8 protein-coding genes and 1 pseudogene are annotated in these 10,107 nt (G+C 44.7%); 5 read left to right on the top strand and 4 right to left on the bottom strand.

Annotated features, from left to right (window positions below; genetic code table 11):
- The 3 genes from rpsB to rplM form a co-directional block, all read right to left on the bottom strand.
- The coding region (rpsB, locus tag J7J62_01720) for a 30S ribosomal protein S2 (GenBank protein ID MCD6123875.1) at positions 1-811 on the bottom strand (811 nt) is incomplete at its 3' end.
- Positions 812-915: 104 nt separating this feature from the next.
- Entirely contained in the window at positions 916-1,311 is a 396-nt protein-coding gene (rpsI, locus tag J7J62_01715) for a 30S ribosomal protein S9 (GenBank protein MCD6123874.1), read from the bottom strand.
- 18 nt (positions 1,312-1,329) lie between these two features.
- Positions 1,330-1,785, bottom strand: a complete 456-nt coding sequence (gene rplM, locus J7J62_01710; GenBank protein ID MCD6123873.1) for a 50S ribosomal protein L13 — start codon at positions 1,783-1,785, stop codon at positions 1,330-1,332.
- A 350-nt stretch (positions 1,786-2,135) separates the two neighbouring features.
- Between rplM and J7J62_01705 the strand changes: the two are divergent.
- The 5 genes and pseudogenes from J7J62_01705 to J7J62_01685 all read left to right on the top strand — a co-directional run bounded on the left by J7J62_01705 (position 2,136) and on the right by J7J62_01685 (position 7,348).
- Positions 2,136-2,520 (top strand): annotated as a pseudogene (locus J7J62_01705) (anion permease).
- 70 nt (positions 2,521-2,590) lie between these two features.
- Positions 2,591-3,223 (top strand): V-type ATP synthase subunit D, encoded by a 633-nt coding sequence (locus J7J62_01700; protein ID MCD6123872.1) that lies wholly within the window; start codon positions 2,591-2,593, stop codon positions 3,221-3,223.
- Positions 3,224-3,347: 124 nt separating this feature from the next.
- Positions 3,348-5,552, top strand: coding sequence for a hypothetical protein (locus tag J7J62_01695; protein MCD6123871.1), 2,205 nt, complete (start codon positions 3,348-3,350; stop codon positions 5,550-5,552).
- Complete coding sequence (locus J7J62_01690; GenBank protein MCD6123870.1) at positions 5,549-6,127, top strand: phosphatase PAP2 family protein; 579 nt, start codon at positions 5,549-5,551, stop codon at positions 6,125-6,127. Before J7J62_01695 ends, J7J62_01690 begins: the two co-directional genes overlap by 4 nt.
- Positions 6,128-7,348 carry a M28 family peptidase gene (locus J7J62_01685; GenBank protein ID MCD6123869.1) on the top strand — a complete coding sequence of 407 codons (1,221 nt, stop codon included), beginning with the start codon at positions 6,128-6,130 and terminating at the stop codon, positions 7,346-7,348.
- 3 nt (positions 7,349-7,351) lie between these two features.
- On the opposite strand, the gene J7J62_01680 is transcribed toward J7J62_01685, so the two are convergent.
- Positions 7,352-10,107 (bottom strand): hypothetical protein (locus J7J62_01680; protein MCD6123868.1); only part of this gene is annotated, 2,756 nt, incomplete at its 5' end.

Below are 10,107 nucleotides of genomic sequence, written 5' to 3'. Positions count from 1 at the left end.
GGTGTTCAGGCTGTTTCTTTTCTTCGACCGTTTTTTCGGCTTTCTCTTCAGAAATATCACCCGATTGTTCGACTACCTCGCCCACTTCCGCAGGTGTTTCCTCTTCAGCGAATGCAGTGCTGACGAATGCACCAGTTTTGCCCTCTATTATCGCATCAGCAAGAACTGAGGTTATAAGCCTTACTGATTTTATGGCGTCGTCGTTCCCCGGTATGGGGTAATCCACGAGTTCCGGGTCGCAGTTAGTGTCAACGATAGCTATAACAGGTATTCCGAGTTTTCTTGCCTCTGCGAGCGCCGTTTTCTCGTGGGCTATGTCAACTATGTAGATTATATCGGGGAGTCTTGTCATTTCGCGGATTCCGGTGAGCACCTTTAAGAGTTTTTCCTTACGCTTTGCAAGGATGTTCGCTTCCTTTTTGGTTAACTGTTTTACCGTTCCGTCCTCGAACATGCGCTCTATTTGCCGCAGTTTTTGTACGCTTTGCCTTATAGTTCTAAAGTTGGTTAGCATTCCGCCGAGCCATCGTTCGGAAACCCAGAATACTTTGGCTCTTTTGGCCTCGCTTTCGATAACATCTTTTATTTGTTTTTTGGTGCCAACGAAAAGTATAGTCGCGCCCTGCGCAGCGTACCGGCGTATTACTTCGTAGGCTTCTTTAAGCCTTACCAGCGTTTTTTTCAGGTCTATAATGTGAATTCGGCTTCTAACGCCGAATATGTATGGTTTCATTTTGGGGTTCCAGCGGCTTTTTTGGTGGCCAAAGTGAACGCCGGCTTCGAGGAGCTTCTCGATGGTAACATTAAACATCCAAATACCTCCTTATTAGGGGTTTGCCTCCACCGCACCAAACATTGCCCAGGTTTTAACCTGAGACCCCTATAAAGTGCGGTGTGCGATTTTTTTGTTCGATATCAACGCTTTGAGAACTGGAATCGCTTTCTTGCCTTGGGCTGTCCGTACTTCTTACGCTCGACCATTCGAGGGTCTCTCGTCAGGAATCCCTTCTTTCTGAGAATCGGTCTGAACTCAGGGTTGGCTTTAACGAGAGCGCGCGCAATGCCAAGCCTTACAGCACCAGCCTGACCAGAAATACCGCCGCCTTTAACTTTCGCTTTGATATCGAATTTGCCTTCCATCTCAACAGCACGAAGAGGCTCAATAAGATGAATAATAAGGTCCTCTCGACAGAAGTATTGCATTGGCTTTCTGCCATTTATTATTATCCTCCCCTTCCCATTGGGGAAGATCCATACTCTTGCTGTTGCCTCTTTCCTTCTTCCTGTAGCGTAGAATCCTTCGCGAGCCATTTTTTCCTCTTTTTACAATTAAGCTTCTATTTCGAGTGGCACTGGCTTTTGTGCCTGATGCGGATGGTTCTCATCCGCATAAACTTTAAGTTTCTTAATTAGTTTTCTTCCCAATCTATTATGTGGCAACATTCCGTATACTGCGTGCCAAATAACTTTCTGCGGATTGCGCTGAAGTAGGTCCTTGTACTTTATCGAACGCAAACCTCCGGGATATCCGGTGTACCATCTGAATTCTTTTTTTGTAAGTTTGTTACCAGTAAGCCGCACATGTCGAGCATTAATAACTATAACGAAATCGCCTGTATCGAGGTGAGGGGTGTAATAAGGTTTATTTTTGCCCCTTAGTATTCTTGCTATCTGTGCTGCTAATCTGCCGAGCACTTTGCCTTTAGCATCGACCACATACCATTTCCGCTCGTTCGGGTCGAGCTTTGGTATAGGTGTCCTTTGTATTTTTGCTCTCTTAGCCATGATAGAACCCTTTAGCATTAAAACTTTTGCGATTAAGAATTATATTAACCTTCAATTTGTCAAGAAGAAAATAAAAATTTTCTGCTTTTTGATGCATGTTAACTTGACGTTTTTTGTTTTGATGCATTTTGAATAATGCCCGAGGTTAGGTCGCCTGAAATAGCGGGGAAGTTGAGCTGGGTTTTATTCGGATTTTTGGTTTTTACTGTTGTGCTTTGCCTTTCTTTCTTATAGGCGGATTTTTCATTGCTGTGACTTGATTTTACCCTTCGTTCGTGGCTTTTAGATTTGGCGAGAGTAAAAGGTTATCTCGTGAATATTTAAGGGGGGGGTTGAAAGCGCTTGGCAAAATGTCTTATGCCATTTTGGGTGCGCTTGTATTGTTTATTTTCCCTTCGCGCGATGGCGGCAGAGTCCCCGAATGGAGAACTGCGGTTAACATTCCGTGGGGAATAGTCCTTCTTTTCGGTGGTGGATTTGCGCTCGCTCATTCGTTTAGTACTGATACCTGCTACGATATCAGATTCGTGTGCGTTTATGCTTCATGTTGCTACTCCGCCCAATGCGATTATTTTCGGGTCAGGGCAGGTTAGAATAAAAGATATGTTTAGGACGGGCTTTTTCATGAATTTGATGGGCATAGTAGTGGTTCTTTTGGTTTCGTATCTTATAATGATACCCGCTATGGGGATTGATGTGGCAAGTTTCCCAGCATGGGCGCAGGGAATGCACTAAGCTGGTCTTTATTCTTGACTGTGTTTACTTTGCAACTATTTTTCTTTTGAACTTACGCTGGGAGGACATTGTGGCTATACTGCCAGTAAGTGCGAATAGAATGAATTTGATGAAACTCAGGCGTAGGATAACGATAGCTTACAGAGGGCACAAATTGCTCAAGGATAAGCAGGATGAATTAATGCGCAACTTTCTTGAGCTTATAGACCAAATTCGAGGGCTGAGAGAGCGGACCGAAAAAATGTTCGTGGATTCCTTGCGAAGATTCACATTGGCTACAGGAACGATTCCCAGGAGTGAACTTGAGGGGATATTCATTTTGCCCGCTATTCGAGTTAATCTAAAAATAGAGAGTTCGAGACTTCTCAATCTTCGGGTGCCCAAGTTTAAAGTAGACTTTGTTGGCGAACCTGTTTCTTATTCGATTTTGAATACTCCTGCCGAACTTGATAGTGCTATATCCGACCTTGAGGAATCGCTTAAACTTTTGATAACACTGGCTGAAACTGAGAAAAAAATGAGCCTTTTAGCGAAAGAGATAGATGTGACGAGAAGGAGAGTTAACGCCCTGGAGTATGTTTTAATACCTGATCTAACTGATACCATAAAGTATATAAGAATGAAACTTGAGGAATTCGAGAGAAGTAACCTCACGCGTCTTATGAAGGTGAAGGAAATGTTGGCTGCAAGGGAAGGTATATAAAAACGGTGTATTTATGCGAGGTAAAATTCCCAAAATCATGATGTTATATATTCTTTTTTTCTCACCCGTCTTATCCATAACAGGTGATTGGACAGTTTGGACAAGCCCTCAGGAGTGTCATTGTGTGATAAGATATAACAATTATGCTTGGTTTGGAACTTCCGGTGGAGTGGTTCGTTTAGACCCTAATTCGTTTGATTGTAAAATATATACCAATCTTGAGGGCATTGGCGGTCTTGATGTGATATCGCTGGATACTGCGAGAGGATGTATATGGTATGCTTCGAGCAATGGATATGTTGGATATTTTGATGGTACCAAATGGAATAGCGTGGATGATTTATATAGAAACGCGATCGTGATAAATAAAATGCGAGTTTTTGATGGATATATGTGGCTGTGCACCAGCAGAGGGCTTATAAAATCGAGACCGGTGCCTAATACTTTTTCCATAATACAATTTCTTGAATTTATAGAAAATATAGCATTTTTACCCGCGCAAAGCCCTACCTATGATGTTATATATCACAATGGATATATATATGTTGCTACCGATGCTGGTGTGGCTAAAGCGTCTATAAATTCAAACTTATCGTCTCCTTTTAGCTGGGAGGTGTTGCCAATAGTGGCGCTCGAGGAAGATTCGCTTGATACGACAATAACATATCTTGGAGCGTATTCCCTGACCGTGCATCGCGACAGCCTGTTCGTTGGAACTAAATTTGTATCAGGTTGCCCGTCTGTATATAAACTACATGGTGATACACTTATAATATTTTCAGATTTGTCAACCAGAGAGCCAATGTTAATAAGCGTGAACGATACCTTGTGGTTGACATCTAAGTGGGGGTTGTATTATTACGATGAAACTCGCGGGAGATTCAGATTGATTTCGTATGATGCTCCTTTCCCGAGCGTTTATGGTCTTGTTGATGTGGAGGGCAAAAGGTTTTTAGGAGGAGTGTATGGATATTTCATATACGAGGATAGGAAAATAGTGAGCCATCTTTTTAATGCACCTCTTGGAAAGAATGTTGCCGACATAACTTTTAGTGGTGGTCGAGTTGTCCTTACAACATTCGGGAAGGCATTCAATGTGTATGATGGTGAACAATGGCGACAATTTGATGTAAGATTACTTAAAAAATATATGAGCGATAGCGTATATAACCTTGCCAAACCTTTTTTTCAACTTCTTATGACTGGCGCCCAAGATTTCGAAGGCAGAATATGGCTCGGTTCTTATGGCAGTGGTATACTCAGGTTCAATCCTGATTCGACGGTTGAGATATGGAACGCAAAAAACAGTAGCCTGCACACATCAGCGCCCGATAACGACAATTATCCCGTGGTGGCAAGGGTAAGAGTTGACCCTGCTGGCAATGTTTGGGCAGCGTGTTATATGTCGCGAGATAACAAGGCTGTAAAAGTGTGGCCCCGCGCAAAAGTCAATAATCCGAATGGAGCCATAGGATTCGCATATCCAAAAGCCCTGCCAGGCATAAGCGTTACCGATATAGCGTGTAGCTGGGACAAAGTTGCCGTTGCCACAACAGATGGTGCAGCGATTATAGTGCATCACGGAACGATTGAGGACACCCTCGATGACGAATATATTATATTAAGAGAGCAGCTTCCGACAGCCTTCGTTAGAGCGGTTACTATAGATAGCGAGGACAGGGTTTGGTTCGGTACTGATGACGGACTTTGCTATTACGAGGCGGGTTCAGTCGTCAAATTAACCATGCCAGCCGATGTATCAGGTACTATAACATCGCTTGCCGCTGATGAACACGGAAACATTTGGATAGGCACAATAGATGGTGCAGCAGTGCTTTTGCGGGAGGGATATTATTCCACTTTCAAATCCACATTTTCCGAGTCCGCTCCACCACAGGATAGAACTGCCCTAATCTCCGACAAGCTCGGGTATACTTATTCAGAGATAATGCTTGGCGGTGTTTTCACGGATGGCATTAGTGGCGATATATGGTTTGGTTTTGAGGGCGGTGCGGTAGTTCTTCATTCCCCTTACGCTGAAAGTCCCGTAGTGCGCCCGCTGAGGATATATCCGAATCCAGCTGTTGCTGAACGAGGAATACTGCCAACCGTCTACATCGCCGATGTTCCGTCCGATGCTCCACTCCTCATATTTGATGCCTCAGGACAGCTCGTAAGACATTTCGAATCCTACTGGAAAGCTCATGATGGTGTGTTCCGATGGGACTGCACAAATCAGAACGGCGAAAAGGTTGCAGCGGGTGTTTACACATGCGTGGCTCCATCAGAAAACGGCGTAGCGAAAGGTAAAGTGCTAATAATACATTGAGGAAAAAGTTCGAAATATTTTTCGCCATATTAGTTGTCGTGTCAACCTCTGCTGCGTGGGATATCGGCAAATTCGACCACGATGCATCAAAATGGATTAACGAGCGACTCAAGTCTAATTTTTCCGACATTTATTTCTCAGTTGCTTCGTACGCCGGCAATAGTTGGAATTATCTTGGGCTCGATGTCTGTCTTCTTGCCTACGGTGACAGTAAAATGCGCGATGCTGCGAAACTTGATGTTGCTGCGTTTATCATGAGTATGGGGACCGTGCAGATTCTTAAGTGCATTGTAGGACGAGAACGACCGGGTGAGGAGTCCACGCCGCGATGTCGCTCATCATTCCCGTCGGGGCATTCAGCATCTGCTTTCGCGTTTGCTTATGTTTTTGGCGACCAGTATCCGAAAGCTCGCATTCCGTTTTATATATTCGCGTTCTCAGTTGCATTGTCGCGAATTTATCTTGAAAAGCATTATCCCACCGATGTTGTGGTGGGTTCGCTTATAGGAACACTCGGTGGCATGATAGTAGTGGAAAATAAACATTTTTTTCTTTCCTTAGGTTTGAAAAGATAAATGAGGGAGGCTAAGATGCAGCCTATCGACTATGTCAAAGCACTAACCTTTGTCCGCAGGGGCGGAAGTGAACAGGAACTTAAAGCTGCAAAGTTAATTTCGTCCTGGCTTTCTGAGATGGGATATAAGCCGAAGTTGGAACATTTCCATATCTACGATGCGGTCGTTAAAACTGGAAGGCTCGCGTTAGTTGGTTCAGGGAAAGAGTTTCCTGTAATGCCGGTCGGTCTTTCGAGAAGTGGGGATGTGGAGGGGAAGTTAACTATAGTTCATGCCCCAGAACCCGAGCTTGTGGACAAAAATTCTTTGCGAAATATGATAGTTTTAACATCCAATCCGCCGCGGCGTAAATGGCTTAAGCTTTTTGTTGAGGCTGGTGCGAAGGCAGTGCTTGTGGTGGTGGCAAACCATCGCGAAAAGGCGGTTATGATGCTTTCGCAGGCTCTTGCAGAGGACCTTGGCAAAAAAATAATGGTGGGTTCGATAGCCTACAAACACGCCATAAAACTTATTGAAGAAGAACCTGAAAGCGTTAGCCTATCCTTACATCACGAGGTAAAGTTGTCTGAGTCACAGAATGTTATTGCAGAACTTCCCGGCGAGTCAGAAAGACTCGTGGTGCTTACTGCTCATTACGATAGCACTCCGTGTTCGCCAGGAGCGCAGGACAACGCTGCCGGCACCGCTGAATTGCTTGAGGTTGCTAAGAAACTTTTTGGTAAAAGGTTTTTTCGCCGCGTAAGATTTGTATTCTGCGGCTCGGAAGAAAAAGGACTTCTTGGGAGTAAAGCACATGTGGCTTTACATGCTTATGAGCTTGAGAAAATGGATTTAGTGGTGAACCTCGATGTGGGCGGAAATCCTTTCGTTCGCATTTTTGCCAAAACGATAGGAACTGATGAACTTAAGAGTTTCGTAAAAGCCGCTCTTTTTGAGCATGGAATACCCGCCGAGGTCAAGATGGAGACCTATTCGAGCGATGGAATGCCGTTTTCACGGTATGGTGTTCCCTCGGTTTCTCTTGGACGGGGTGGGGTGGAATACAAAGCTCATTCGCCCTATGATACGCCCGACGCGGTTTGTAATGTTGCTCTCGTCGAGATTGCTAACGCTGCGCAAGTTTTGGTCGAAAAAGTAGCTAACGCCAGACTTTTGCCCTTCGAGAGAAGAATTTCTGATGATATGAGAAAGAAAGTTGAAGACTACTTTCAACAGCGATAGCTCCTAAAATCTAAGTCTTATTCGTATTTCCACATCGTAATCGGCTTTTGCTATTGACTTTTTCATGGCTCTTAGGTTGAGTATAAGGTCGGTCATTGAGCCGGCTCTATATGTACCCGCGATCGTCAGATTGTAGTTCAAGCCGCGCGTGAAACCACCTGCAACCTCGTATGGTGGAACTTCCATTGATGAGCCTATATTAATTAGTTCAGCATGAGTTCTCGCCGTTAACCGAAAAACCGAAACTGAGACCTCGGCGGTATACTTTATGATGTTTGCATCAAAGGGTGTATTTGCCGTGTAACCCGACACAAGTGATAGCCTTATGGAGTGGTTTGTGTGCAGTTTCCTCAAGAATGTTTTGCTCGCTGATAGGTCAATGGACTTTTCGGCTTCGGAGAGCTCACCCCTTAAAGCGGGTCTTTTTGCGCGCTTCTTAGTGTAGATGAGTTTTCCTTTGACGAAAAATCCCGCTATCCTACCGGATATTGCTTGCCAGAATTGGCTTTCGCGATTTGTCTCCTCACCTGATGCAAGGTCGCGCCTTATGTTCGTATAGTTTCTGGCAACGAATTCCAGCTTTACGCTTTTGGATTGAAGTGCGGATACGCTTAATTCTGCGCTCATGTTCGCGAAGCATAACGAGTCCGAGCTAAGGGTGGCAGGAAAAGGAAGCGATGATAACAGGTCGGTCTTCTTGTTCGCAAGATTAAAGCTTAAGTAAGAGCTTAACCGGCTTCCACCGAGGTATCGGTTCGCATTGGCTGAAAATGTAATATTTCCATTGCTTCTTATTGACCGCGAAAACTCCCCTGTATGCTCGTATCGCAGAATATAGTCACCGTTGGGGTCAGGAATATATTCACCCAGTTGCTCATCAAAACGGTAACTTCCCCTCCCATGTTCGACCTCTTCGTAAACTTTTTTTAATACCTCGGTCTGGCTTCCTGAAACGCTGTAGTCAAAGCCGACATTAATCCATTTAAAACCTCTGCGTCCGGAAAGTTTCACGAGATTGTCCACGAAGTCATTGCCGGCTGCTGAGTCGAAAGAGTTGTAGTAACGCCTTGAGAACAGAATGTTCACTCCCGGAAGATGGACGCTTATTTTGGGTGAAAATACTCGATAGAAAGGATTATATCGGTTCTCTCTGCGAATGTCTTGTGTCCTCACACCCAGGCCAAAAACCAGCTTGAGGCTTCCCGTGGAAAGGTTTATTGAGGGCTCTAAGTTCATTCGGTTTGTGTCGGCAGCTCCATTGAAGTTTTCCCAGTTCCAAATTAAAGATGCACCGTTTTTCTTGAATATTTTAGTTTTTCCGTCAAGAGTTGCTGTGATTCTTCGCGTGCCAGAGAATTTGACGATGTTGAATTTGGCATTCGTGCTAATTGGTTCGCTACCATACGACATTACCGCTGAGGCTCTTTGTGAAATTTTGTCGCCAACTTTTCTTCTGCCGACCATTGTGGAGAGGTTTACGGTGCCGATTTTGGCGTTTGCTCCTAATTCTGTGGTTAGCTCATCGGTGCCAGCGTATTTCGCGATGCCCCATTGTTTTTGGCTCTCGGGTTTCTCCAGCACGCCGAATGTCGAGAAGTTCTTTCTAAGATAGCGCACTCTGCCTTCAAGACTTAGCGCATCAGAAACTTTGAGTTTGCTTTGAATTGCGATAGCGTTGCTTATGTTGTCCTCGTCGTCTCGTATGGAGAAGGTGTTTCTGTCAAATGAGGAAATAGCTTGCTCAATGGATACGGACGCCAGATTCAGATTTAAGCCTACTTTTGATGTGAAAAGCCATAGTTTTTGCGGGGAAACGATAGAGTCCGGAACGGAATCGCCGGATGAGGTAAGAACCGCCATTACGCTGCTGTCGATCGCTGATAGTGGATGCTTCCTGTCGTCGAGCTGGGAGGCGAACCCTATCCCGAGAGACATACTTTTGCTTGGAGTAAGAGCTATCTGTCCGCCGAAGAATTGCTGTCTGAAAATGCCCGTAATGTACTGAAACTCAACGAAAATAATGTCTGATGAGTTTATCGGACGCTTGGGAGTAAACATTATCTGGGCGAGATTGTAATCGATAGTGTAATCGTTGTCCAAACCTCTAACGAGCAATTTCCCGTTCAACCATATGCGCTCCGTACCGGCAAGAATCGTTATGTCGCTTTCGCCAGATGCTCCGTAGAGTTGATACGGTCCTTGGTTTCCCTCCTGTGGGTATATTCTTTGTGATGCGAATTTTCCGCGGTTTATGGAACCGAATCCCGAGGCGTTCATGTGTTCGAATTTTGTCGCGAGAAGTGCTCCCTGAACCCTGCGCGTGAAATTTAGAAATTCACCAGCTTTGATGTTTGCATCGATGTCTCCTACAGATGCGCAAAGGTGTGGTGAACTTAGTTCTATAAGGATTTTATCGAATTCGTTAAGCTCAAGTGTGGTGCCCTCTGGTTGAAAGGGAACATTTTGATCCGACAGGAGCGCGTGAAAGGAAAAATTCATGGGCAATTCTCCATATGCCTCAAGTCTTAGTGAACCAGTTGAACTAAGATTGCTTCCCTGATCGACTCTTATGCCCTGCGTTATATAGCCGTTCGTGTTTATGCTGGTTGTCTGTTGCTGGGGTGTGTTGGTTGGTGCCTTAATATTTTCTTTTTCTGTGCCCCAAAGCGCCAGGTTTGACCTTGTTGGCATGAAAAGCGCACTCGCAGGGAAGTAGTTTATTTTAACCGAGTCGCAGTGTGGTTTTGACGAAAAAATTA

The sequence above is a fragment of the bacterium genome, assembly GCA_021159335.1.
GTDB lineage: Bacteria > UBP14 > UBA6098 > B30-G16 > B30-G16 > JAGGRZ01.
Note: the sequence above shows the minus strand (reverse complement) of the source record. Positions and strands in the feature narration are given on the sequence as shown.

What these genes read in the sequence shown, in the direction of transcription:
- rpsI (MCD6123874.1), bottom strand. Translation starts at nt 1,311, where the DNA reads ATGGCTCGCGAAGGATTCTACGCTACAGGAAGAAGGAAAGAGGCAACA.
- rplM (MCD6123873.1), bottom strand. Translation starts at nt 1,785, where the DNA reads ATGGCTAAGAGAGCAAAAATACAAAGGACACCTATACCAAAGCTCGAC.
- J7J62_01685 (MCD6123869.1), top strand. Translation starts at nt 6,128, where the DNA reads ATGAGGGAGGCTAAGATGCAGCCTATCGACTATGTCAAAGCACTAACC.